Source organism: Alkaliphilus transvaalensis ATCC 700919, assembly GCF_000621485.1.
GTDB lineage: Bacteria > Bacillota > Clostridia > Peptostreptococcales > Natronincolaceae > Alkaliphilus > Alkaliphilus transvaalensis.
In genome coordinates, this window is the sequence record NZ_JHYF01000012.1 from 61,030 (window position 1) to 85,752 (window position 24,723).

The following is a 24,723-nucleotide window of genomic DNA, read 5'->3' on the forward strand; positions in this document are numbered from 1 at the left end:
TTTATACAAAATGTTCTTTAATAGATTAGATAAATATTTTTTAGTAATTCATTTTCTAAGAAATATATAACCTTAGAAACGAAAGATAACAATTTGTACAATAATTTTTCATGCTAAGGAATTATAAAGAAGGATAAAGACTAAAATCTTCTTTTATATAATAATTGAAACAGAATGAAAGGGGTGGATACAGTGTCCTATCTTAACCAAAACCAAACACCACTATTTACAGCCTTAAAGGATTATCACCAAAGGAAGGTTGTACCCTTTGATGTGCCAGGTCACAAACACGGAAAAGGACTTAAAGAATTTACAGACTATGTGGGTAATACCATAATGGAGCTAGATGTTAACTCGATGAAGTGTCTTGATAATATCTGTAATCCAATTGGAGTAATTAAAGAAGCAGAAGAATTAGCAGCCTATGCTTTTGGTGCTGATCATGGATTTTTTCTTGTAAATGGAACAACTTCAGGTGTACAAGCTATGATTATGAGTGCCTGCGAACCTGGAGACAAAATAATACTACCTAGAAATGCCCATAAGTCAGCCATTGCAGGTATTATTCTAAGTGGGGCAATACCGATTTATATTCAACCAGAGGTAGACGAACAGTTGGGAATTGCTATGGGAGTCACATTAGAAAGTGTAGAGAAGACCATCGGTAGACACCCCGATGCAAAGGCAGTATTTTTAATTAATCCCACTTATTATGGTGCGGTTTCAAACATTAAAGACATTGTAAAAGTGGCTCACCGTAATGCGATGTCAGTATTAGTAGATGAAGCCCATGGAGCCCATATGGGTTTCCATGACGAGTTTCCAATGAGTGCTATGGAGCTGGGGGCTGATATGAGTGCTGTTAGTTTACATAAAACTGGTGGTTCTTTAACCCAAAGTTCTCTATTGCTTTTAAGAGAAGGGATTATAGACCCCTTTACAGTAAAAAAACACTTGAATTTAATGCAAACAACCAGTGGATCATACCTACTGATGGCAAGTTTAGACGTAGCTAGAAAACAACTTGTCCTTGAGGGAAAAGAACTGTTAGATAAAGTTCTATTTTTATCTAGGGAAGCCCGAAAGCGTATAAATGAAATTGATGGTTTATATGCCTTTGGTACAGAATTAGTGGGGGCTCCTGGCGTATATAGCTTTGATGAATCAAAACTGGGTGTTCACGTTAGAAAGTTAGGACTTACTGGTTTTGAAGTATATGACCTTCTAAGAGACGAGTATAACATTCAAATGGAACTAGCCGACTATTATAATATTATGGGGATTGTTAGCTTGGGAGATACAGAAGAATCCATTAATGCTTTAGTAGAAGCACTGGCAGATATCGCTATGAAACATAGGAGAGATGAAGAAATTAAGGTAATCAGCAATATACTTAGAAATCCTGATGTAATTATTTCCCCTAGAGACGCTTACTTTAGTAATAAAAGAGTCATTAAGCTGGAAGAAGCTGAAGGAGAGATCAGCGGGGAATCAATAATGGCATACCCACCAGGGATTCCAGTGGTTTCACCAGGAGAAAGAATCACAAAAGAGATGATAGAGCATATTCAAATGTTAAAAGAAGAAGAAACCCTTGTACAAGGGACGGAAGACCCATATGTAGATTATGTTAGGGTATTAGGGCTAGGTGCAAAACGCTAGTTTAACGAAAATAGATAAAGTATGTACAATTAAATAATAGTAGTAATACAAAAAAACAATGCATTCTATAAAATGTGTTGTTTTTTTGTGTTTTATCATTACTCTTTTCAAAAGATATCGATATTCTTCTTTTTATTATTAAAAGAATGGCTTGTATACAAGTTGCGAAATTTGATGTAATTTGTAAATGAAAAAATTTAATTTATATAAAGAAATTTCTGAAAATAAGAAGGGATTTTTTTACACATATAGAATAGTTTTTATAACTAGAAAATAAATAGCAAGTTTATTTGATTAAGGATGTCAAAATTATAAAGAGAGGAAAGGTGTAAGAAATGAAAAGAAGAAGTGTAAAGTGTTGGGTTTTCATTTTAGCATTAACCATGGTACTTGCAAGCTTTACAATGGGAACATTTGCAAACTCTCAGAAGGAAATAAATGTTCTAGAAGTAGAGTTAGCAACCCTCTATGGTGAGTACAACTTTTCGTCATCTGAGTTAACAACAGTTATAGTAGAATTAAAAGAAGAGTCAATTGTTGAAGCTAAGCATAGTGGAATAATGCAAAGTCAGTCTAAACTAGGAAATGCTAGGCATAAGGTTACTAATGAAGTTACTAGAAATGTGAAAGATGCTCAAATAAGAAGGGAGTATGATTACTTATTCTCTGGTTTTTCATTAGAACTACCCAGTAATGAAATACCAAATCTACTTTTAGTAGATGGAATTAAAGCTGTTTATCCTAACGTAGAATATACAGTTACTGATATGGGTGGATACATATTAGATGATGAAGTTATCGGACCTAATATGTTAGATAGTGCACCCCATATTGGCTCACATATAGCATGGGATGCAGGGTTTACAGGTGAAGGAGTAGTCGTTGCAGTTATAGACACTGGTGTTGACTATACTCACCCAGACTTAGCTCACGCCTTTGGAGCATATAAAGGATGGGATTTTGTAGATAATGACAATGACCCACAGGAAACGCTACCAGGAGACCCAAGGGGAGCAGCAACAGATCATGGGACCCACGTAGCAGGAACAGTAGCTGCCAATGGCTTAATTAAAGGAGTTGCGCCAGATGCAACACTTTTAGCCTATCGTGTTTTGGGTCCAGGAGGTAGTGGAACAACAGAAAATGTTGTAGCTGGAATAGAAAGAGCAGTACAAGACGGTGCCCATATTATGAACCTTTCCTTAGGAAATACCATAAACTCACCAGACTGGGCAACAAGTATTGCACTAGACTGGGCGATGGCAGAAGGAGTAGTAGCTATTACTTCAAATGGTAATTCAGGGCCAGCTAATTGGACAGTAGGATCTCCAGGAACTTCTCGAAGAGCGATTTCTGTTGGAGCTACTGCACTGCCCTACAATGTATATACTACTTCCATTTTTACATCTGATGGAGTACAGTATCCATCAGCAAAAGTAATGGGTTTCCCAAGTGATGAGGAAATCTTAGGTCTAAATGGAAACACCTATGAGTTTGTACATGTAGGGTTAGGTTACCCAGAAGACTTTGAAGGTAAAGATCTAAATGGCAAAATAGCCCTAATTAGTAGAGGAGATTTTGCGTTTGTAGATAAAGCCACGAATGCAAAAAATGCTGGAGCCGTTGGTGCTATTATTTATAATAATGTTGCAGGTGAACATGCCGATGTACAGGGTATGGCGGTACCAACAATTAAAACAACACTGGCAGATGGACAAAAGTTATTGGCAGAATTAGAAGCAGGTAACAACCAAGTAACTTTTAACATTGAATTTGCTAGTAGAGTTGGTGAAACTGTTGCAGATTTTTCTTCAAGAGGGCCTGTAGTAGGTACTTGGATGATTAAGCCAGATGTTTCTGCCCCTGGTGTAAGTATAAACAGTACCATTAGAGATGGACAATACGGATCAAAGCAAGGGACAAGTATGGCGGCTCCCCATGTAGCAGGGGCAGCAGCGTTAATTCTTCAAGCAAACCCCCATTGGGGAGTAGAAGAAGTTAAAGCAGCCCTTATGAATACAGCAGAAAACTTAATTAACCCAGCTACAGGACAGGTATACCCCCATAACACACAAGGGGCAGGTAGTATTAGAGTAATGGAAGCAATTAATGCAAAAACATTAGTGACACCAGGAAGCCATTCCTTTGGAGTTTTTTCTAAGACTAAAGGAAAGCAAACAGAAAGACAAAGCTTCACAATTAAGAATTTATCTAATGAAAGAAAAACCTATTCTTTTGACGTTAATTTTGTAGGGAATCCATCAGGGATTAAAGTTATGACAAGTAATAACCTTAGAGTTAATGGGAACAGTAGCCAAAGAATTAATTTCAACGTGCAAGTAGATGATTCCAAATTACAACCAGGTTATTATGAAGGCACAATTAAAGTTTCCGATGGAATTGAAACTGTTGAAGTACCGACAATTCTATTTGTACAAGAACCCGACTATCCAAGGATAACTCATTTTAGCTTCGATGAAAATCCAGCAGGTGGATATAATCTGACTACTTATCTGCCAAATGGTGCAGACCTATTAGAATTTTGGATGTACGAGTATCCAGGTGCTGTAGGTAACTATATTGGAGATGTAGGTCATTATACTAATGTAGGTATTGGATACAGTACTTTTAACTGGAATGGAACCATTGATGGTAACCAAGTAGCAAGTGGTGAATATGCAATATTTGTTTATGCAGAAAAAGCAGGTACAGCTACAACAAGAGGATATATTGTTGAAGTGAAGTAGAGGCTAAATAACTAAACAAAATATAAATAAAGGCTCCCTTGACAATATCAGATCAAGTTCTGATTAAGAGGGGGCTTTTTTTAGTAAATATTAAAAATTTTAAATATTTTTTTATTTTTCAATTAAATATGCTAAGATTAAATAAATTAATTAATCTTAATGGGGTGAAAAAATGGATTATAGAAATAAAACACATGATATATTGGATAATATGAAAACTGTAATTATTGGGAAAGATGAAGCTTTAGAAAAAGTATTGATTTGCATGTTAGCAAAAGGACATTTATTAATAGAAGATGTGCCAGGTGTGGGTAAAACAACCATGGTAAAAGCCCTTGCTAGAAGTATTGGATTAACCTATAGTCGTATTCAGTTTACAACAGATCTTATGCCCTCAGATATAACAGGGATTACGATTTATAATAGAAAAGAAGAGGGATTTGTTTTAAAAAAGGGACCAATATTTAATCAAATCATTCTTGCAGATGAAATTAATCGAACATCTCCCAAAACCCAATCTAGTTTACTGCAGGCAATGGAGGAAGGGGAAGTTTCTATAGATGAACAAACCTATAAGTTAAAGGAACCCTTTATGGTTTTAGCTACCCAAAATCCAGTAGACTATCAAGGAACCTTTGCCCTGCCAGAAGCTCAGTTAGACCGTTTTCTAATGCGAATATCCTTAGGTTACCCTTCAGCAGAAGCAGAGAAAATGATTATTCAAAATTATTCTAAAAAGAAAAAATATGAAGAAATTAATACGGTAATATCCGAAGAAGAGCTATTAAAGATGCAAGAAGAGGTTGAAGCTGTTTTTGTTGATGATGGCATACTTCAGTACATAGTAGGAATTGTCTATGCTAGTCGTAATCATACGGATATAAACTTAGGGGCAAGTCCAAGGGCCTCTATAGATTTATGTAGAAGTGCTAAAGCATTAGCCTATGTAAAGGGAAGGGATTATGTAATACCCGACGATGTAAAGGGAGTAGCAGCCGATGTGCTGGCCCATCGCTTAATTTTATCCCCAGAAGCTAGGATAGAAGGGAAGAAAGCCCAACAGGTGGTTAGAGATATTCTGAAAAAATCTTATGTACCGGTGGTGAGACCTGTTGAAAACTAAAATACTTAGTATGATAACAGGCATTATTCTAATTCCCTTTGCCCTTTTAGTAGGGGGACGAATTCCTTATTTTTTATTTTATGTCTATTTATTAGCCCATTTAATACCCATCGGCCATTCTTTATTAGGGAGACTATTTATAACAGGAGATATTAAAATCCCAGAAAAAGATCTTATGACGGGGGAAGAAATTACTATAAAATATGGGATAGAAAACAATAGTATCTTTAGTTTGCCTAGACTAGAAGTAGAAAACAGCATTGCCAATAAATTAACGGGTAAAAGAGAACAAACTAAATTGCTTACATTAAAGTCTAAAGAACACCTTTGGATGGAAACAACAATTATATGTAGTAGAAGAGGGATTTATCAAATTGGAGATTTTAAAATTACCATCAAAGACATATTTAATCTCTTTTCTTTTCAAAAAATTATTTCTAATCCGATTGCACTTAAAGTCTATCCTCAAATTACACCATTAAGAAATATTGCTATTGATAAAAGTCAAGACTATTTTGCCCTCTCAGAGCTTAGAGAATATCAGGAGGGAGATCCTATAAAGAAGATCCATTGGAAGGCATCGGCCAAGCGTGATGTTTTAATGGTTAAAAATTATGAAGAATGGGGAGAAGAAGAAGTTACCATCCTTTTAGATAGTAATGTAAATAGTTACTCGGAAGATGTTAACAGTCTCCTGGAAGATAAGGCTGTAGAAACTACCCTGTCAATCATAAATCACTTTTTAGAAAATAACGCAAATGTGACCCTCTACTTCCAAAGATATAATACAACAATCCAACTAAAGGGTAACCACTATGGTTATTTAAAACTCTTTATGGAAGAACTAGTAGACTTTTCGCCTTCTGGGGTAGCTCCCTTTTACCAACAGGTAGAAGAAGTTAGAAACAATTTAAAAGTAGGTAGTATGCTGTTTTTGATTACACCTTTGTTAGACAAAAAAATTGGAGCCCAAGGGATACGACTAAAGAAAAAGAATCAGCTACGATGTGTTATTTTAGGTGACTCCCAACAGAACCCAGTGGTATGGCAAGCAAATAAAGAGATAGGGAAGATTTTAGAAGAGGAAGGGGTTAAAAATTACTTTATAGATCAGCACCAAGATATAAGAAATGTAATGGAGGAGGGATATTTACATGGAGCATAAGACTACAAATATTTTATATCGTATTTTGATCTATGTGTTTATTGTATTTTCCCTTTCCAATCTCTGGGGAATTGTATTGGATGTAGCACCGAATTCAGTAGTTCGTTTAATCCTTACAGCAGTTGTGGCTATTTTAATACATTTAATCGCCAGCTACCCCTTTTATTGGATTATTATATCTATTGCAAGCATTATTCCGCTTTTGATATTAAATAGATATCAATCAGAACTAATCTATGAATTTTTGTCGAAAGCCCAGCAGCTTTATTCTAATGTTATTCAGTATTTCAGAGGGACAGAGCAGATTTCTACTGATCATTTAACTGCATTTTGGTTATTAATTACTGCGCTACTTTGCCTATGTACCTGGGTCATTATGATTAAAGCAAAACGGACTTGGATATTATTGCCCTTATATATATTGTTTTTTATCTATTATTGGTATATATACATAGATGCTGCATATTGGACAATGATGTTTTTTCTGATACTTTACTTTATTCTTATGGGGGTTGAGGGTTATGGCAGGGCAGAAAAAAGGTGGATTAAAGAAGCTGTTGATTTTCAACAAGAAGGTCAATTACAGTGGATTAAAACGGCCCTTGTTTACGGAATATTAATCGTATTAATAGCAAGTATTCTTCCTAAGAAGAATAACTTAATAGAATCGAATCAACTAGAAATGATAGTTACACAACGTTTTCCCATTGTGATGAACCTTAGGGACGACTTGGTCTACAGTAGAAGTTTTGGACAAGCCTTGTTATTTAACTTCTCTGAGACTGGGTTTCAAGAAAGCTCAAATGAACTGGGGGGGCCAGTACGTATTAGTGATGATATTGTAATGGAGGTTAAGACACCGATCCCCTTATATTTAAGGGGTAATATCAAAACTACCTATGAAAATAATCGATGGGAAATTGAAAAAATACCTCAATATAACTACCAAACTAGGGAACTACTTTCTAGAGAAGTGGAGTTAGGGAGAATAATAGAGATTGAAATTAACAATGTAAATATGGCTACCTATACAATATTTACCCCTTATCAACCTCTGAGGATTATTACAGAATCACCTGGAAGAATTTTTGTTGATGATGACTTTTTAATTATTAGAGAAAGTGGAACTTATAAAAATGAAAGCTATAAGGTTCAAGCTATTCTACCCTTTAATGTAGAGGCTAGGGCGTCTGTAGAAGGTCCTAAGCTAAATGTTGATTATATTGAACGATACCTTCAACTGCCAGATAATTTGCCTCTATCGGTAACGCAACTGGCTAATGATATTACAAAGGTCTTTAACAGCCCCTATCAAAAAGCAGAGGCGATACAAAACTATTTAAGAAACAATTATAATTACTCCTTAGAACCTTCAATAACACCAGAAGGAAGAGATTTTGTTGAATTTTTCTTGTTTGAAGAACAGGAAGGTTATTGTACATATTTTGCAACAGCAATGGCAGTGATGTTAAGAACCCAGGGTATCCCTACCCGTTATATAGAGGGTTATCGTACACCACAAGAAGCTGTGGATGATTTATATGTTGTTAGACAAAACAATGCCCATGCTTGGGTAGAGGCCTATATAGATGGCATCGGTTGGGTTGCATTCGAACCAACACCAGCTTATCAACCCCCAGCTTTAACAACTGGGTTATCAGGTGTAAATGAGGATGATTCAGAAGTTCCTTTTGATGAATGGGAAGCCATCCTTCAATACGAATTGGAAGCTATGGAAAGAGAAAGTAATGATATCGTCATAGATACATCTATTGAGGAAAATAGGCCAATAAATAATCTTCCACAAGAGAGTCAATGGACTTTAAAAAAGATTAGAGATCACCTACTGACCATTATCTACGGCGCTTTAATATTATTGCTAATATTAAGGATTACCTACAACTATTTCAGAATGAAAAAGTACTTAGTGAAAATTATAGAAGATGAAGCAAGTATTAGTGTTCCTAGCCTTTATCAAAATATACTAGATACATTAGCTGAAATGGGGCATCCAATAGAAAAAGGAGAAACCCCCTACGAATATAGTCAAAGAATTATCCCTAATATATATGATAAGACCTATAATTTTAGATATTTAACCGAAGTATTTATAAAAGTTAGGTATGGAAGACACCAAGTAGAAAAAACTCAAGTTCAAGACCTAATTAATTATCTGAAAATCATAGATAAAAAATTAAAAGTTCAAATAGGTTTTTGGAAATATCATTATAAAAAATATATTAAAGGAACTATGTATAAAAACTATGACAATTAGAAACAATGTTACCATTATATGACTAATAGGCTAGTGCTATAGATTTTTTCTAAAAAATTTGTTAAAATAAATAGAGTATTATCATAAAAAGTCTAGCACCAATTATTTAACCAATATTAGGGAAGTGGAAAAATGAAAACTTTTTTTAAGATTTTCTCCATTGCTTTTTTATGTTTTGTAATTTTGTTTTCAGGTATCGTGTGGAGTTTTAATCGATTTATGAAGGATAACCATTCGGGGTCTGACCTTGTGGCAAAGGCAGTGGAATGGGAGGAAGAAAACAAAGAAGAATTACAACCAGAAGAAAAAGACCTGCTAAGAAGGTTGGTAAATGAGAGTTCGAGGGTAAATATGGTTTTACTAGGGCTAGATGGGCCAAGAAGTGATACCATGATGTTCGTTTCATTCAACCCAGATTCAAAAAAGCTAGATATGATATCGATTCCTCGTGACACTTATTATCACAGACAAGGCTATGATCGTTTAGATAAACGAAAAATTAATTCGGTTTATGGTGATCATGGAGCTAATGGAGTAAAAACTGTAGTAAGTGATATTTTAATTGATGTTCCTGTAGATTATTATGTGACTGTAAACTATAAAGGTGTTGAAGCTATTATCGACTCCATTGGTGGTGTGCCAATCCACATACCAAGACTAATGGATTATGAAGATAAGGCTGAAGGTTTAAGGATTTATTTCGAACCAGGGCACCATGTTCTCAATGGTGAGAATGGGGTTAAGTTTCTACGATACAGAAAGTCTTATCCCGATGGAGATTTAGGAAGAATAAAAGCCCAACAAGAATTTGTAAAATCAGCCATTAAAAAGGCGATGGGCTTTAGGTTGCCAGCTGTTGCAACTACCGCCTTTAGATATGTTAGAACCGATATGGAACTTCAAGATGCACTTCGTCTAGCAACTTCGGCAACAGGTTTAAATACAGAAGAGATAAGTAGCTACATGCTGCCGGGTGAAGATAAGTACCGTAATGGCGTTTCATATTACTTCCATGATATGCAGGCAATAAGAGACCTGTTAATTGAAATCTATGCTGAAGGTAGAGAATTGGAAGAGGAAACTAGCCCGTTGGTAGAAGATGAAGAAGAGTAATATTTAAAAGGTTAATAACATATAAAGAAAAGAGCCGGCTACAGATAGCCTGCTCTTTTCTTATACACGGATAGGGTAGTGGGGGGTACGTACTTATTAATTACCCTTAGATAGATAGACTAAACAACATAAAAAAACAAAATTAATTTCATCAATTAGATTTGCCTTCAAAAAAAATAGGCCTACGCCTACTTTTTATTGATTAGCATTTCACCAATTCGATTAACGTCACCAGCCCCCATTGTAATAATAAGATCTTGGGGTTGAAGGTTATGATATAGTAAATCAGCAATTTCTTCAAAGTCTTTTATATATCTAACATCAGTATGATTGTTTTCCTTAATTAAATCTGCCAATTGTCTGCTATGAACAACTCCTTCATCTTTTTCACGGGCAGCATAAATATCCGTAATAATAACATGATCTGCTAACTGAAAAGACTGGGAAAATTCTTGCAATAGGGCACGAGTACGGGTATAGGTATGGGGCTGGAAAACACACCAAATTTCCTTGTGGGGATAATTTTTAGCAGCTTCAAGATTAGCTTTAATCTCAACCGGGTGGTGGGCATAGTCATCCACTACCTTTGCACCGTTAACCTCTCCTAAAAGATCGAATCGACGACGAGTTCCTTTATACACAGAAATGTGTTGAGCAATTTCTGTAGGTGTAATTCCAAGAATATAGGAAGTTGCAATAGATGCTAAGGCATTATAAATATTATGTACTCCAGGAATACTTAACTGAAAGGTTCCAAGGTCTTCTCCTTTATACGTTACTTGGAAGGAAGGGAAGCCATTTTCATTAAAGATAATATTCTTTGCAGTAAAATCAGAAGGTTCCTTTATTCCATAAGTAATAACTTGACAAGATAAGTCCTGATAAACTTCCGCTACATCAGCATCGTCCTTGCATGCTACTAAATAGCCTTCTGTGGGGATTAGTCTCGCAAAGGACCTAAAGGCATCTTTTATATGTTCAATATCCCGATAGTAGTCCAAATGATCTTCATCAATATTTAAAATAATACCGATAAAAGGATTAAACTTTAAAAAACTTTCTACGTACTCACATGCCTCAGTAATAAAGTGCTCACTTTCGCCAATCTTAATGTTTCCACCAATTTCATTTAACTCTCCCCCCACAAGAATTGTAGGGTCTAAATTAGCATATTCCAACACCAAAGATAATAAAGCCGTTGTAGTCGTTTTCCCGTGACTACCTGCAACTGCAATAGCCTTTTTATATTTTTTCATAATTAGGCCTAACATTTCTGCTCGATCAATTTCATGTATCCCTCGCCTTTGAGCCTCTTGCCTTTCGCAATTATCCATTTTAACAGCTGCTGTATAGACAACCAAGTCAGGGTCTTGTATATTTTCAGCTCGGTGGCCTATAAAAATTTCAGCTCCATGCTTTCTCAGTTTCTCAAGGATATTAGAATCCTTTATATCAGAACCAGAAACACGATATCCGTGCTTTATTAATACTTCTGCAATGGCACTCATGCTGATACCACCAATACCGATCAAGTGAATATGTCTTAATTGCTGGTTAAGTTCAAAAGATATCACATTTTTCACTCCTCTTACATAAATTAAATTATTATATTATTTTTGCAAGTATATTTAATAGGATAGACATAATGAAAAAAAATAATCAACTATAAATAATATGTAATTCTATATTGTATGATAACACAAAAAACTGATACTTACACTACAAATTAGATTTATTACCTAAAATCCTTCAAATAGACTAATTTATTACTTACTAACATAATATTTTAGTTAAATAGAAAGGTTTTTAATCCTTCAAGTGAAGGAGAGGTCATTCATGGGGTACTAGAAGGAGAACTTTGATGTTTTTTTCTTGATATTGCCAATAAAAAAGAATAAAATGAGTATGAGAAGGAAAAGACAGATAAACAAAGAAAAGTTGTAAACTAATCAAATATGAAATTTTGTGAGATAATAATTTAAAACATATTTCGGAGGAAGTTTATGAGCAAATTAAAGCGGAACGAAAGAATAGCAGCAATGGTTAAAATACTAAGTGATCAACCGAATAAAATATTTACATTGAACTTTTTTACAGAAAGATTTAATTCAGCAAAATCAACTATAAGTGAAGATATTGTTATTGTAAAACAAACTATGGAAAAGATGGAGTTAGGTAGGATCGAAACCTTTTCAGGGGCTGCTGGGGGCGTTAAGTTTATTCCTAAGACCACAAAAGAACAAAACAAAGAAATATTAAATGTAATTGCTAGTAAACTAAGCGAAGGAGATCGAATTCTACCAGGTGGATTTATGTATATGACAGATGTAATTTACTCCCCACCTATTATTCATAGAATAGGAGAAGTTTTTGCTAGTCAATTTGATTACAAGAATGTAGATTATGTCATTACAGTTGAAACTAAAGGGATTCCCCTAGCCCTAATGGTGGCAAAGGCTATGAATCTTCCGTTAGTTATTCTTAGAAGAGATAATAAGGTAACAGAAGGATCAACAGTAAGTATTAATTACGTATCTGGTTCTAGTGGGAAAATTCAAAGGATGTCCTTATCCAGAAGAGCAATAAAGCCAGGTTCGAGGGTTATTATTATCGATGACTTTATGAAGGCTGGAGGTACAGCTAAGGGAATGATGGATATGATGAAGGAATTTGATGCCCATGTAGAAGGCATAGGCGTTTTAATTGCCACAAAAGAACCAGAAAAGAAATTAATTAACGAATATACTTCCCTGTTAATTTTAGAAGAAGTGCAAGAAAATCATCAACTTATTAACATTTATCCAAATCCTACATTAGTATAAGCCTTTTTCCATCTGCAGGTTTAAAAAATGCTTCAAATACAAAAAAATTCTGAAAACTTTTCGTGATTTAGCAGGAAATTCAAAATTTTTGGAGAATAGTGCATTAATAAAATAGCAATTAATAGCATTTTATAGCATGACAGATGGAAGGTGGTGAAGAACAAATGCAAGTGACTGATGTAAGGATTAGAAAAGTATCAACAGAAGGTAAAATGAAAGCAATTGTTTCTGTAACATTCGATGAGGAATTTGTAGTGCATGACATTAAAATCATCGAAGGACAAAACGGCCTATTCATTGCAATGCCAAGCCGTAAAATGGGAGAAGGCGATTTTAGAGATATTGCCCATCCAATTAACTCTGTTACAAGAACAAAAATTCAGGATGCAATCTTCAGTGCGTATGAAAATATGGGGGACGAACTAGAAGAGGTAGTAGGTGAATAATTGAAGAGAAAATCACATGGGGGGGGACCGAAGAGGTCCTCTTTTTGTGTTTTTGGTCATTAAGCGTTATTAATTAGTTTAATGAATAATAATGGGCCTCATCTTCTAAAACTTAAAAATATTGTATACAAAAAGAGTTGATATTAAGTCTCAGTATTGTTATAATTCAATTAATCATAACATAAATTTGCAGCAATAATTTAAGTTCATTTTTCTTAATACATTCGATCTTTTAGAGTTATTTCTAGAAAGAATCGAATAGAAAAATGGACTTTTTCGTATTTGAATCCGTAGAGATTCTTAGTTGAGGGAAGCTTTCATTTTGCATTTATTAAGTTAAATGCAATTTCTTTATGGATTTAATGAAATTTCGTAGGGAGAGGAAAAGGAGCTGTATACATGTTGCAAAAGAGTTTAACATTAAGGCTTTATGTTAACATTATTGTATTTGCTGTATTTACACCAATTATTACCATTGTTTTAATGAGGCAGGGGTTAGTTCCATCTGTAGAACATTGGACTAATAGTAGCATTCTAATATATGTTTTAGGGATATTACTGCTTGCCTTGGTACCAGTAATATATCAAAGGATAAAAGTATTAAACATCTATAAAAAATTAAGAAATGTTGAAATTACCCTTTTAGAGGGAGAAAATTGTATTAGTTCATATAATGAAGGAAAATTAGGAGAACAAGTCTTCTACGATGAAATAGATCGCATTAATAGAGGAATTAGGGCCCTTCAGTTTGAGAATAGAATATTATATGATACGGCGCTGGCAATACATACCTCTGCTTCATTACAAGAGCTTTTAGATGTGATTCTAGCTAGATTAACAACCCATATGAAGGCAGATTATGGGCTGATTTATTTAATAGATGGAGATGAATTAAAATTAAAGGCCCATGCCAATGTTTCAAAAGAGAGTATTTTTAAAACTAGTTTTCGAATTGGTGAAGGATTAGTTGGGTGGGCTGTCCATAAAGGGGAAGCCATACTATCTTCAAATGTGGAAAAAGACTACCGATATATCCGGTGCGTAGATCATTCACAGGGGCAAATGACAATACCAATTAAACTCTATGAAAGGGTATTAGGGGTGTTGGTCTTAGGCAGTAAAAAAGAGTCGTACTTTGACTATTCAGATGTTAAGCTAATTAATGCAATAACAGGAGAAATTGGCTTAGCAATTAATAATGGTAAATTAACAGAAAGATTGAAAAAGGAAAGTGAATATAACTTGACCCTATTTGAATTAACCAAAAAAGTTACTTCTTCAGTTGCCTTAGAGGAAGTGGCAGATATAGGGGTAAAGGCCATCGGTGAAGCACTAAAAGCACAATCTTGTGCATTAGCTATATTTAGTGAAGAGACAAAAACATTAGATATTGTGGCTTCCTATGGTGTGGTTGACGAACATCATGAGATATTACAGCTTAAGGGTATTGTAGAAAAATCCTTTAAAGAAAGACATCCTGTAGGGTTAGAAACCAATGAAGGCTATCTCTATTCTGTTCCCCTATTGTTTCAAAACACCTGCGTAGGAATCTTTTATATAAAATTAAATTATGTTTTAATGAAGGAAGAAATAGAATTAATCAATAGTATGATGGCTCCATTATCTAATGCGGTAGAAAATGCATTATTGTATCAGAATGCAGAAAATCTAGCTATAAAGGATGGGCTTACAAATATCTATAATCATCGTTATTTTCAAGAAGTGTTAGATGAATATATTCAAGAGGCAAAACAATATAGCACAGATCTGTCACTAGTGATGTTAGATATCGATGATTTCAAAAAATATAATGATCACTATGGACATATAGTAGGGGATCTTCTATTAAAGAAAGTAGCAGAAGTTCTAAGGGATAACCTTCGGAAGGAGGACATAATTGCCAGGTATGGAGGAGACGAATTTACAATCATATTACCCTATACCGATATCCACCATGCAAATGAAATGATGGTAAAGATTAAAGAAATCATTGCATCTTACGATTTTGAAATAGATGAAGATGCTAAGGTCGAAGATGAAGCTGCTATAACAGAAGAAACCCTTAAAGAAAAGCAAAATGTGGTATCAAAGGGGCTTAAAAAACTCTTTTCAATGAAAGAACTACTAAATAAACCAAAGGCGTCATCAGATTCCTTTAAAATTACCATAAGTGTGGGGATCTCTTCTTTATTTAATGCAAACTATGAAAAAAGTGAACTGATTAAAGGAGCCGACAGGGCTTCAATTGAAGCAAAAAGAAAAGGTAAGAATCAGGTAAATATTTGGGTGCCCTCAAGCCAATAAGTAAAAGGAATTTTCAAGAAAAAAATAATATTCAATAATTAAGCAAACCCAAATAACTTTGCCGAAATGGGTTTTCTAATAGGCAAAAATATAATAAACTATTAAAGGGATATAAAATATGATAATGAAATAAAATAAAGTATGAAGTTTTGTCGAAAAAATTAAAATAGAGGTGAGAAGATGAAACTGAAAGCAATTATATTGGCTGCAGGAGAAGGTAAACGGATGAAGTCCCATCTTCCAAAGGTTTTACATAAAGTTTGTGAGCAACCAATGATAGAACATGTTGTTGAAGCGGCAGAAGGGTCTAATGTTGAAGAATGTATTGTAGTTGTTGGACATGGGGCAGAGGAAGTAAAGAAGAGCCTTCCTTCTCATATTAAAACAGTTTTACAAGAAAAACAATTAGGAACAGGACATGCAGTAATGATGGCCTATGATCATATTGATGATGATTCTTTAGTGTTGGTATTAGCAGGTGACGGACCGTTAATTACCCAAGATACCTTAAATGCCCTAATGGAATATCATAAAAATGGTGGGTATAGTGCAACAGTACTAACAACTGATTTGACAAATCCCTATGGATATGGAAGAATAGTTCGTGGTGATGATCTACAACTAGAAAAAATTGTAGAAGAAAAAGACACTACCCCTGAAGAAAAGATGATACAAGAAATTAATTCTGGCATCTATTGCTTTAGTGGAGAAGCACTAAGAAAAGCATTACCTTTGGTGAAAAACGAAAACGCTCAAAAAGAGTATTACCTACCAGATGTTCTAACCATAATGAAGGAAGATGGAAGAGGCGTTGGCGTATATAAAACCTTAGATTATAAAGAAATTATGGCAGTAAATGATCGTGTTCAATTGGCAGAAGTTGAAGAGATTATGCGAAGTCGAATTAATCAATACCATATGAGGGAAGGGGTTACAATTATTAATCCAAGTAATACCTACATTGGTAAAAAGGTTAAGATTGGGCAAGATACCATCATATATCCTGGTGCTACCTTAAAGGGAAATACTGTTATAGGAGAAGGAACAGTAATAGGCTCCAATACAGTTATTGATGATTCCTCTATAGGAAATAATGTCGAAATTCAAAGTTCAACGCTTATTGAAAGTAAGGTAGATGATTTTACAACCGTTGGGCCCTATGCCTATTTAAGACCTAACAGCGTGGTAGGAAAACACTGTAAAATAGGAGATTTTGTTGAATTAAAGAATGCCCAGATGGGTGACTACTCAAAAGCCTCCCATTTAGCTTATATAGGAGATGCAGAAGTAGGTAAGCATGTCAACATTGGGTGTGGAGTCGTGTTTGTAAACTATGATGGCGTTAATAAGCATAAGACCATCGTAGAAGACCACGCCTTTGTAGGGAGCAATGCAAACTTAATAGCGCCAGTTGTCGTTCGAAAGAATGGATATGTGGCCAGTGGTTCAACCATTACAAAAGAAGTTCCAGAAAAGGCATTGGCAGTTGCTAGAGCAAAGCAAGTTAATAAAGAAGAATGGGTTGCCCGTAAAGGGTTACTTAAAGAATAAAATTATTTAAGAATAAAACCAATGACGAAGTGTCAAGCATAAACAAGGAGGATAATTAATGAATACCAGTGGAAGTGAAATAAAAATCTTTTCAGGTAATGCTAATAAAGCCCTAGCGGCTGAAATTGCAAAATCAATAGGGGTGCCTTTAGGTAACTCAGAAGTAACAACCTTTAGTGATGGAGAAATCGCAGTTAATATCAATGAAACCGTTAGAGGTACAGACGTTTTCGTTGTTCAACCAACTTGTCCTCCAGTGAATGATCACCTAATGGAATTATTAATATTAATTGATGCCTTCAAGAGAGCGTCTGCAGGAAGAATTACAGCAGTACTTCCTTACTATGGATATGCTAGACAAGATCGTAAAGCAAAGGCAAGAGATCCAATTACAGCTAAGTTAGTAGCAGATCTATTAACAACAGCAGGAGCAGATAGAATCTTAACAATGGACCTACATGCAGCACAGATTCAAGGATACTTCAATATCCCGGTGGATCATTTATTAGGAGTACCAATTTTAGCCCAATACTTCCTGCAAAAAAATATTCAAGATTTAGTTGTTGTATCACCTGACCTTGGAAGTGTAACAAGAGCAAGAAACTTTGCTAACCACTTAGATGCGCCCATCGCTATTATTGACAAAAGAAGACCAAAGGCAAATGTTTCAGAAATTATGAACATAATTGGTGAAGTAGAAGGTAAAAACGTTATCTTAATAGATGACATGATCGATACAGCGGGAACGATTGCCCAAGCAGCTAATGCCCTTAAAGAATTTGGAGCTAAAGAGGTTTATGCATGCTGTACCCATCCAGTATTGTCTGGACCAGCAGTAGAAAGAATACAAAATTCTGCAATTAAAGAATTAATTATCACAAATACAATTCCATTACCAGAAGAGAAGCAAATAGATAAGATTCAAACAATGTCAGTAGCACCAGTATTTGGAGAAGCGATATTAAGAATCTACAAAAATATTTCAGTAAGTAAAATATTTGACTAAAATAAAGAATCCTATTTTAAACCCTTTGATTCGAAACAGAAACACTAAAGTACCTATACATCCTTGTATAGGTGCTGGTGTTTTTCAGGTTTTGAAAAAAATAAGGGTTTTTCAGCAATTTTTAATAGTAAAATCAATTTTAAACGATGCTGTTTTTAACGATAGACGAGGTGAAGAAGATGTACGTAGTTGTTGGCTTAGGAAATCCCGGAAAAAAGTACGATGGTACTAGACATAATGTGGGTTTCCATGCAATTGATTTATTAGCAGAGAGACATGACATAAAAGTTAATAAATTAAAACATAAGGCCCTAATAGGAGAAGGCAGAATAGGTAATGAGAAGGTTATTTTAGTAAAACCTCAAACTTTTATGAACCTAAGTGGCCAATCTCTAATGGAAATTATTCAATTTTATAAGGTTGAACCCCAGCAGATTGTGATTCTATATGATGATATTGATGTAAAGGTAGGCTCTTTAAGAATAAGAGAGAAGGGAAGTTCGGGGAGCCATAATGGTATGAAAAACATTATTTACCTCACCCAAAAAGATACCTTTCCGAGAGTAAGAATTGGGGTTGGAAAGCCAACGGTTGGAGATTTAGCCGATTATGTTTTGGGAAGATTCCCCCAAGAGGAAATCCCTCTAATTAAGCAAGCTATTGAGAATACTGTATTAGCTGTAGAGACCATCATTGAAAGGAATATCCAAGACGCCATGAATAAGTACAATGGATAAGGAGAATTATATAGAGAAAAAAGGAGTACTTAAATGTTCATATTCTCTGGTATAATTGCCGCAATTTTTGCTTATTTATGTAATAAGTTGATATTAAAGAGGTTTGGAGGTATTAGCTTAGTGGCTTTTGTTCCCTTTATAGAGGAATTTTCTAAAACCTTTGCTGCCATAGCTTTACTCCAAACAAATTTAGTTGCAACCCATTTTGTTTTTGGTTGCATAGAAGGAATCTATGACATGGTTACTTCTTCAAAAAAGATTGGCAACCTCGCAGCTATAGCTAGTGTCGCTAGTCATAGTTTATTTGGCTTTGTAACATATTTTTCCTATGCTAAAACAAATTCCATCATAATAGGAATACTAATAGCATGGTTATGTCATAGTACTTGGAACTGGTATATTACAAAGTATTTATAGTAAGAAATTAAAGGAATTTTAATAGATGAAACAGCTCGGGTTAATTATCCGGGCTAAAGATGTTACTAATAATGTTTAATGCCATAAAGGTGGTGAAAAAATGAAGAATTTACTACTAGCTCCATTAAAAAATTCTATCCAGTATAATCAGGTAATTGGAGCAATTAAATCGAAGAAAACGCCAGTGTTCCTGCATGGGCTAAATGATTCTCAAAAATCAAATATGGCCTTTGCTATTCAACAGAGCTTAGAAAAACCAATATGTATACTTACCTATAGTGAAATGGAAGCTAGGGAAATATATCAGGACTTAAAGTTCTATATGGAGGAGGTTCTTTATTTTCCAACAAAGGATATTGTCTTTTACGATCTACAATCAGTAGGAGAAGAAATGGAAAATGAAAGAATTAAGACCATAGAAAGACTACTAGAGGGAGGAAATTATATAACAGTTGCATCGATTGAAGCCCTGTTATTGAAGATGACACCTCCTAAAGTTTATCAGAAGTTTCAACTAAAGCTCAAAGTAGGGGATACCCTAGATATAAATAGTTTACTAGAAACCTTCATTGTTCAGGGCTACACAAGAGTAGATCGAGTAGAGGCTAGGGGGGAATTTAGTCAAAGGGGAGGAATTATTGATTTATTTCCATCTTCAGAAGAAGCTCCCTATCGTATAGAATTCTTTGATGATGAGATAGACTCGATAAGAAGATTTGAAGTAGACACCCAGAAGTCCATCGATAAAGTGATAGAAGTACAGATTAACCCAGTAACAGAGAATATTATAGACTCCACAAGAGTTAGCCTTGGAATTGAAAAGATCAGTCAGGAACTAAAGAAAAACCTTGATAAGCTCCACGGTGAAGAAAGAGAACGCTTACAAGAAAAAATGGGTGAGGTTTTAGAGAAGTTTCAACAATATAACTATTTCAAAGGATCAGAAGCTTATTTACCCTATATCTATGAAGAGGCTTCAACATTACTTGACTACCTCAGCCCCCAAACCCTTTTTATTATTGATGAGCCTAGAAGGATAAAAGAAAAGGCGGAGGGTTATGCAGAAGAATTTAAAGAGAGCTTTAAAACCCTATTAGAAAGAGGAGAAGTGCTTCCTACCCAGGGAAAACGTTTAATTCCCTATGATGGAATTCTCAAAAAGCTCCATACTTATGCCACTGTAGTTTTAAACCTTTTGCCAAAATACACACCAGATTTTTCGCCTAGGGAAACTGTCAGTTTTACATCTCGAAGTGTACAATCATTTAATGGTAAGGTAGATCTATTGGTAGAAGAGCTAAAGGGACTCCAGTACAAAGGCTATAAAGTCGTTTTGGTACCAGGAACAAAGGAAAGGGCCCTTAGACTTTTAGAACTAATGAGGGAAAGGGGCATTAAGACCCACTTTATTGTAGATATGAAGGAAGAACTTGTTTCAGGGCAAGTTGCCATCCTTCAAGGAAGTGTCCATAGAGGTTTTGAGTACGTGGATATGAAGTATATGATGATTACCGATAATGAAATATACGGAGTCCATAAAAAGAAGAAGCAAAAGACAAAGCGTAAAGATGCAACACCTATAAAATCCTTTATCGAATTAAAAGAAGGGGACTACATTGTTCATGAGGGACATGGAATAGGAAAGTATATTGGAATAGAAGAATTAAGGGTAGACGGTATTAAAAAGGACTATTTAAAAATACGATATTCTGGTGAGGACAATCTTTATGTTCCTACAGACCAGATGGATCTAATACAAAAATACATTGGTAATGATGAAAAACAACCGAAACTTAATAAACTTGGGGGAACCGAGTGGACTAAAACAAAGGCAAAGGTTAAAAAGGCCATTGAAGATATGGCAGAAGACCTCCTAAAGTTATATGCCGAAAGGGAGAAAAGTAAGGGCCACAGTTTTCCTAAAGATACAGAGTGGCAAAAACAGTTTGAAGATCTTTTCCCCTATGAAGAGACCCCAGATCAGCTTAGATGTATTGAAGAAGTAAAGGGAGATATGGAGCAAGAAAGACCTATGGACCGCCTTCTTTGTGGTGATGTTGGTTACGGAAAGACAGAGGTGGCAATCCGTGCTGCCTTTAAGTCGGTAATGGACAATAAACAGGTAGCAGTATTGGTACCAACAACCATACTTGCCCAACAACATTTTAATACTTTTAGTCAACGCTTTTCTGGCTTCCCAATAAAAATTGAAATGCTGAGCCGTTTTAAAAGTGCAGCACAACAAAAAAAGATTATTGAGGATGCAAGAACAGGCAATGTTGATGTATTAATTGGTACCCATAGAATACTGTCGAAGGACATTACTTTTAAAGACTTAGGGCTTTTAGTTATTGACGAAGAGCAACGATTTGGAGTAAAGCACAAGGAAAGTCTAAAACAGTTGAAAAAGTCAATAGATGTTTTAACCCTTACAGCTACACCAATTCCAAGAACCCTTCACATGTCGATGATTGGTGTTCGTGACATGAGTGTAATCGAAGATCCGCCAGAGGAAAGGTTTCCTGTACAAACCTATGTATTAGGCTATAATGAAGCAGTATTAGCCGATGCCATTTCTCGGGAAATATCAAGGGGTGGACAAATTTATTATGTCTATAATCGAGTACAGGGAATCCACCAAATGGCAACGAAGTTGGCAGAAATAGCTCCAGAAGCAAGAATAGGCGTCGGTCATGGTCAAATGAGCGAAAGGGAGTTAGAAAACTTAATGTTAGCCTATTATGAAGGAGAATATGACATATTAGTATGTACCACCATTATAGAAACTGGGCTAGATATTCCTAATGTAAATACCATTATTATTCATGATGCTGATAAATTGGGCTTATCCCAGTTATATCAGCTGAGGGGAAGGGTAGGTCGTTCAAACCGACAGGCCTATGCCTATTTAATGTATGAGAAGAATAAGTCCCTAACAGAGGTTGCAGAAAAACGACTAAAGGCGATTAAAGAGTTTACAGAGTTTGGCTCAGGCTTTAAAATCGCCATGCGGGACCTAGAGATTAGGGGAGCTGGTAACCTTCTTGGGGGAGAGCAAAGTGGTCATATGGCGGCCATCGGTTATGATCTTTATGTTAAACTGCTAGAAGAAACCGTAAGTGAGTTAAAGGGAGAAGTGGTTGAAAAATATCAGGATACCACGATGGAATTGAATGTTAATGCATATATACCTGAAACCTATATCTCAAATCAAAGTCAAAAAATTGAAATCTATAAGAAAATCGCATCTATTCGAAGCCAACAGGATTTCTATAATGTAGAAGAGGAAATTGAAGACCGCTTTGGGGATATCCCTTCCAGTGTAGCAAACCTTTTAATGATTTCTTATATAAAAGCATTGGCTCAAGGAATGATGGTGCTATCAATCACCCAAAAAGGAAAAGAAGTACGTATAATCTTTAAAGACAGTAGCAAATTGAAACCTGAAAATATAGGTGAAGTCCTTCATCGTTTCGGTAGAAGAGTTACCTTTAATGCCAGCAACGAACCTTACTTTATCTATCAGGCTAGTTCCATTGACCAATATAAGATGTTGGTGGATATAAAGGAAATAGTAGAAAAAATTACTGGTTTGCAAAAGTCGACAAAGTAGATTATAATAGGTGTATAACGCACAGGAAAAAGGATGGGGGATTTGGATGAATATCAAAAAAGTGGCAAAAGTATTATCACTATTATTAGTCTTTGTTCTTTTTACAGTTGGATGTACTAACGAAGTACAAAATACAGATGGTAATAAAGTAATTGCAACTGTAAATGGTGTAGAAATTTTTCAAGATGCATTTGATAAAAATGTAGCTTTATATTCAATGGATTATACAAATGAATTTGGTGAAGACGTCTTAGATCGTGATATGGGATCAGGACTGACGTTACTTGAAACAATCAAAGAACAAGTTTTAGAAAAGTTAATTATTGAAGAGTTGCTAATGCAATTAGCAAATGAAAATAATATTACTGTAGAGGAAAGTGTTATTAAAGAAGCCTACAAAGACTACCAAGACTTTTTAAAGAATAACGATGAATTTAGGAAGTTCTCAGAAAAGAACGGGATTGATGAGACTTTTATCAAGAATGAATTAAAAAAAGATAAGGTTATTAGAGCATATCAAGATTTCTTCATGGAAGAGTTAAAGATGGATTACGAAAAGGCTAAAAAGTTTTATGATGAAAACCCAGATGACTTCATTACCCATGAAGTTAAAGCTAGCCACATTCTAGTAAGTGAAGCAGAATTAGCAGATGAACTTTATGATCGAATTATGGCAGGAGAATCCTTTGAAGATTTAGCAACAGAGTATTCAGAGGACCCAGGTTCAGCTTCAAGAGGCGGAGATTTAGGCTTCTTCCCAAGGGGTGTTATGATTCAAGAGTTTGAAAGTGTTGCCTTTGCATTAGAGGTTGGAGGTGTAAGTCTTCCAGTAAACTCTGTTTTCGGATACCATATCATTAGAAAAGATGATGAAAGAAGTGAAATGGAAGATTTCGAGATCATTAAAGATGAATTGGTTGAAGAACTTCAATACTCCGAGTTCCAAAGGTTTGTAGAGGACAAGTTAGACCAAGCAGATATTGAAAGATTAAATAAGTAGAAAAAAATTACTAAAAATCCAATAGAAAGAGAATCCTTAATATAGGATTCTTTTTTTTGCTTTAAAATTTTTGAAGTAAAATTAAAAATTTCCTAAATGCATAAAAAAGATGGATTGGTAAAATAATAGAATTACAATAAATTCTACTAATTTAGGAGGTAATAGGAGTGAAAGCAACAGGTATAGTAAGACGTATAGATGATTTAGGTAGAGTTGTTATCCCTAAGGAAATTAGAAGAACATTAAGAATAAGAGAAGGAGATCCGCTAGAAATCTTTACAGATAGAGAAGGAGAAGTAATCCTCAAAAAATATTCACCAATAGGAGAACTGACAGAGTTTGCTACTGAATATGCAGAGTCATTGCAAGAAGCTTTGGGGCATATAGCAATTATAACTGACAGAGATACAATTATAGCTTTAGCGGGTGCGCCTAAAAAGGAATACTTAGATAAACGAGTTAGTAAAAACTTAGAAAAATTAATGGATGAGAGAGAGGTTATTGTATTAAATCAAGGAGATCAACACTTTCCAATTGCTTCCGATGAATCAGATGAAGATAAGTATAGTTCACAAGTAGTGGCACCTATCGTTACACAAGGAGATCCAATAGGAACAGTTATCCTATGTTCGAAAGAAAAGGGTACATCAATGGGGGAAACTGAGAAAAAAATTGCCGCAACAGCAGCAGCTTTCCTATCTAAGCAAATGGAGCAATAATACAAATAAAATCCCGGTGAATA

General features: G+C 35.0%; 17 protein-coding genes. 16 read left to right on the top strand and 1 reads right to left on the bottom strand.

Features of this window, described 5'->3' with window-relative positions; translation table 11 throughout:
- Nucleotides 1-192 precede the first annotated feature (192 nt).
- The 6 genes from T335_RS0109145 (at nt 193) to T335_RS20285 (ending at nt 10,085) form a co-directional block, all read left to right on the top strand.
- Nucleotides 193-1,662 (top strand): aminotransferase class I/II-fold pyridoxal phosphate-dependent enzyme, encoded by a 1,470-nt coding sequence (locus T335_RS0109145; RefSeq protein ID WP_026477277.1) that lies wholly within the window; start codon nt 193-195, stop codon nt 1,660-1,662.
- Between the two features lie 335 nt (nt 1,663-1,997).
- The gene (locus T335_RS0109150) at nt 1,998-4,409 is read left to right on the top strand and encodes a S8 family serine peptidase (protein WP_026477278.1); all 2,412 of its coding nucleotides are present in this window, start codon (nt 1,998-2,000) and stop codon (nt 4,407-4,409) included.
- A gap of 172 nt (nt 4,410-4,581) precedes the next feature.
- Nucleotides 4,582-5,532, top strand: a complete 951-nt coding sequence (locus T335_RS0109155) for an AAA family ATPase (protein WP_026477279.1) — start codon at nt 4,582-4,584, stop codon at nt 5,530-5,532.
- A complete protein-coding gene (locus T335_RS0109160; RefSeq protein ID WP_026477280.1) occupies nt 5,522-6,697 on the top strand; it encodes a DUF58 domain-containing protein in 1,176 nt (391 codons plus the stop codon). Before T335_RS0109155 ends, T335_RS0109160 begins: the two co-directional genes overlap by 11 nt.
- Nucleotides 6,687-8,972, top strand: a complete 2,286-nt coding sequence (locus tag T335_RS0109165) for a transglutaminase TgpA family protein (RefSeq protein ID WP_026477281.1) — start codon at nt 6,687-6,689, stop codon at nt 8,970-8,972. The genes T335_RS0109160 and T335_RS0109165 overlap by 11 nt, the downstream gene beginning before the upstream one ends.
- A gap of 132 nt (nt 8,973-9,104) precedes the next feature.
- The gene (locus tag T335_RS20285) at nt 9,105-10,085 is read left to right on the top strand and encodes an LCP family protein (RefSeq protein WP_051569229.1); all 981 of its coding nucleotides are present in this window, start codon (nt 9,105-9,107) and stop codon (nt 10,083-10,085) included.
- A 188-nt stretch (nt 10,086-10,273) separates the two neighbouring features.
- On the opposite strand, the gene murC is transcribed toward T335_RS20285, so the two are convergent.
- Nucleotides 10,274-11,659 (bottom strand): UDP-N-acetylmuramate--L-alanine ligase, encoded by a 1,386-nt coding sequence (gene murC / locus T335_RS0109175; RefSeq protein ID WP_026477282.1) that lies wholly within the window; start codon nt 11,657-11,659, stop codon nt 10,274-10,276.
- 429 nt (nt 11,660-12,088) lie between these two features.
- Between murC and purR the strand changes: the two genes are divergently transcribed.
- From purR to spoVT, 10 genes are all read left to right on the top strand, one after another.
- Entirely contained in the window at nt 12,089-12,907 is an 819-nt protein-coding gene (gene purR, locus T335_RS0109180) for a pur operon repressor (RefSeq protein ID WP_026477283.1), read from the top strand.
- A 164-nt stretch (nt 12,908-13,071) separates the two neighbouring features.
- A complete protein-coding gene (spoVG, locus tag T335_RS0109185) occupies nt 13,072-13,353 on the top strand; it encodes a septation regulator SpoVG (RefSeq protein WP_026477284.1) in 282 nt (93 codons plus the stop codon).
- Between the two features lie 399 nt (nt 13,354-13,752).
- Nucleotides 13,753-15,657 (top strand): diguanylate cyclase, encoded by a 1,905-nt coding sequence (locus T335_RS0109190; RefSeq protein WP_242837273.1) that lies wholly within the window; start codon nt 13,753-13,755, stop codon nt 15,655-15,657.
- 180 nt (nt 15,658-15,837) lie between these two features.
- On the top strand, nt 15,838-17,208 hold the full coding sequence (gene glmU / locus T335_RS0109195) for a bifunctional UDP-N-acetylglucosamine diphosphorylase/glucosamine-1-phosphate N-acetyltransferase GlmU (RefSeq protein ID WP_026477286.1): 1,371 nt from the start codon (nt 15,838-15,840) through the stop codon (nt 17,206-17,208).
- A 58-nt stretch (nt 17,209-17,266) separates the two neighbouring features.
- Nucleotides 17,267-18,214 carry a ribose-phosphate diphosphokinase gene (locus T335_RS0109200; RefSeq protein WP_026477287.1) on the top strand — a complete coding sequence of 316 codons (948 nt, stop codon included), beginning with the start codon at nt 17,267-17,269 and terminating at the stop codon, nt 18,212-18,214.
- Nucleotides 18,215-18,393: 179 nt separating this feature from the next.
- Nucleotides 18,394-18,951 carry an aminoacyl-tRNA hydrolase gene (pth, locus tag T335_RS0109205; RefSeq protein ID WP_026477288.1) on the top strand — a complete coding sequence of 186 codons (558 nt, stop codon included), beginning with the start codon at nt 18,394-18,396 and terminating at the stop codon, nt 18,949-18,951.
- Nucleotides 18,952-18,984: 33 nt separating this feature from the next.
- Complete coding sequence (locus T335_RS0109210; RefSeq protein WP_026477289.1) at nt 18,985-19,368, top strand: hypothetical protein; 384 nt, start codon at nt 18,985-18,987, stop codon at nt 19,366-19,368.
- A 100-nt stretch (nt 19,369-19,468) separates the two neighbouring features.
- On the top strand, nt 19,469-22,981 hold the full coding sequence (gene mfd / locus T335_RS0109215) for a transcription-repair coupling factor (protein ID WP_084281136.1): 3,513 nt from the start codon (nt 19,469-19,471) through the stop codon (nt 22,979-22,981).
- 46 nt (nt 22,982-23,027) lie between these two features.
- A complete protein-coding gene (locus tag T335_RS0109220; RefSeq protein ID WP_026477291.1) occupies nt 23,028-23,981 on the top strand; it encodes a peptidylprolyl isomerase in 954 nt (317 codons plus the stop codon).
- 167 nt (nt 23,982-24,148) lie between these two features.
- Nucleotides 24,149-24,700, top strand: a complete 552-nt coding sequence (spoVT, locus tag T335_RS0109225) for a stage V sporulation protein T (protein ID WP_026477292.1) — start codon at nt 24,149-24,151, stop codon at nt 24,698-24,700.
- Nucleotides 24,701-24,723 lie beyond the last annotated feature (23 nt).

What these genes read in the sequence shown, in the direction of transcription:
- T335_RS0109155 (WP_026477279.1), top strand. Translation starts at nt 4,582, where the DNA reads ATGGATTATAGAAATAAAACACATGATATATTGGATAATATGAAAACT.
- T335_RS0109220 (WP_026477291.1), top strand. Translation starts at nt 23,028, where the DNA reads ATGAATATCAAAAAAGTGGCAAAAGTATTATCACTATTATTAGTCTTT.
- T335_RS20285 (WP_051569229.1), top strand. Translation starts at nt 9,105, where the DNA reads ATGAAAACTTTTTTTAAGATTTTCTCCATTGCTTTTTTATGTTTTGTA.
- pth (WP_026477288.1), top strand. Translation starts at nt 18,394, where the DNA reads ATGTACGTAGTTGTTGGCTTAGGAAATCCCGGAAAAAAGTACGATGGT.
- glmU (WP_026477286.1), top strand. Translation starts at nt 15,838, where the DNA reads ATGAAACTGAAAGCAATTATATTGGCTGCAGGAGAAGGTAAACGGATG.
- T335_RS0109190 (WP_242837273.1), top strand. Translation starts at nt 13,753, where the DNA reads ATGTTGCAAAAGAGTTTAACATTAAGGCTTTATGTTAACATTATTGTA.
- T335_RS0109165 (WP_026477281.1), top strand. Translation starts at nt 6,687, where the DNA reads ATGGAGCATAAGACTACAAATATTTTATATCGTATTTTGATCTATGTG.
- spoVG (WP_026477284.1), top strand. Translation starts at nt 13,072, where the DNA reads ATGCAAGTGACTGATGTAAGGATTAGAAAAGTATCAACAGAAGGTAAA.
- T335_RS0109200 (WP_026477287.1), top strand. Translation starts at nt 17,267, where the DNA reads ATGAATACCAGTGGAAGTGAAATAAAAATCTTTTCAGGTAATGCTAAT.
- mfd (WP_084281136.1), top strand. Translation starts at nt 19,469, where the DNA reads ATGAAGAATTTACTACTAGCTCCATTAAAAAATTCTATCCAGTATAAT.
- T335_RS0109210 (WP_026477289.1), top strand. Translation starts at nt 18,985, where the DNA reads ATGTTCATATTCTCTGGTATAATTGCCGCAATTTTTGCTTATTTATGT.
- T335_RS0109150 (WP_026477278.1), top strand. Translation starts at nt 1,998, where the DNA reads ATGAAAAGAAGAAGTGTAAAGTGTTGGGTTTTCATTTTAGCATTAACC.
- purR (WP_026477283.1), top strand. Translation starts at nt 12,089, where the DNA reads ATGAGCAAATTAAAGCGGAACGAAAGAATAGCAGCAATGGTTAAAATA.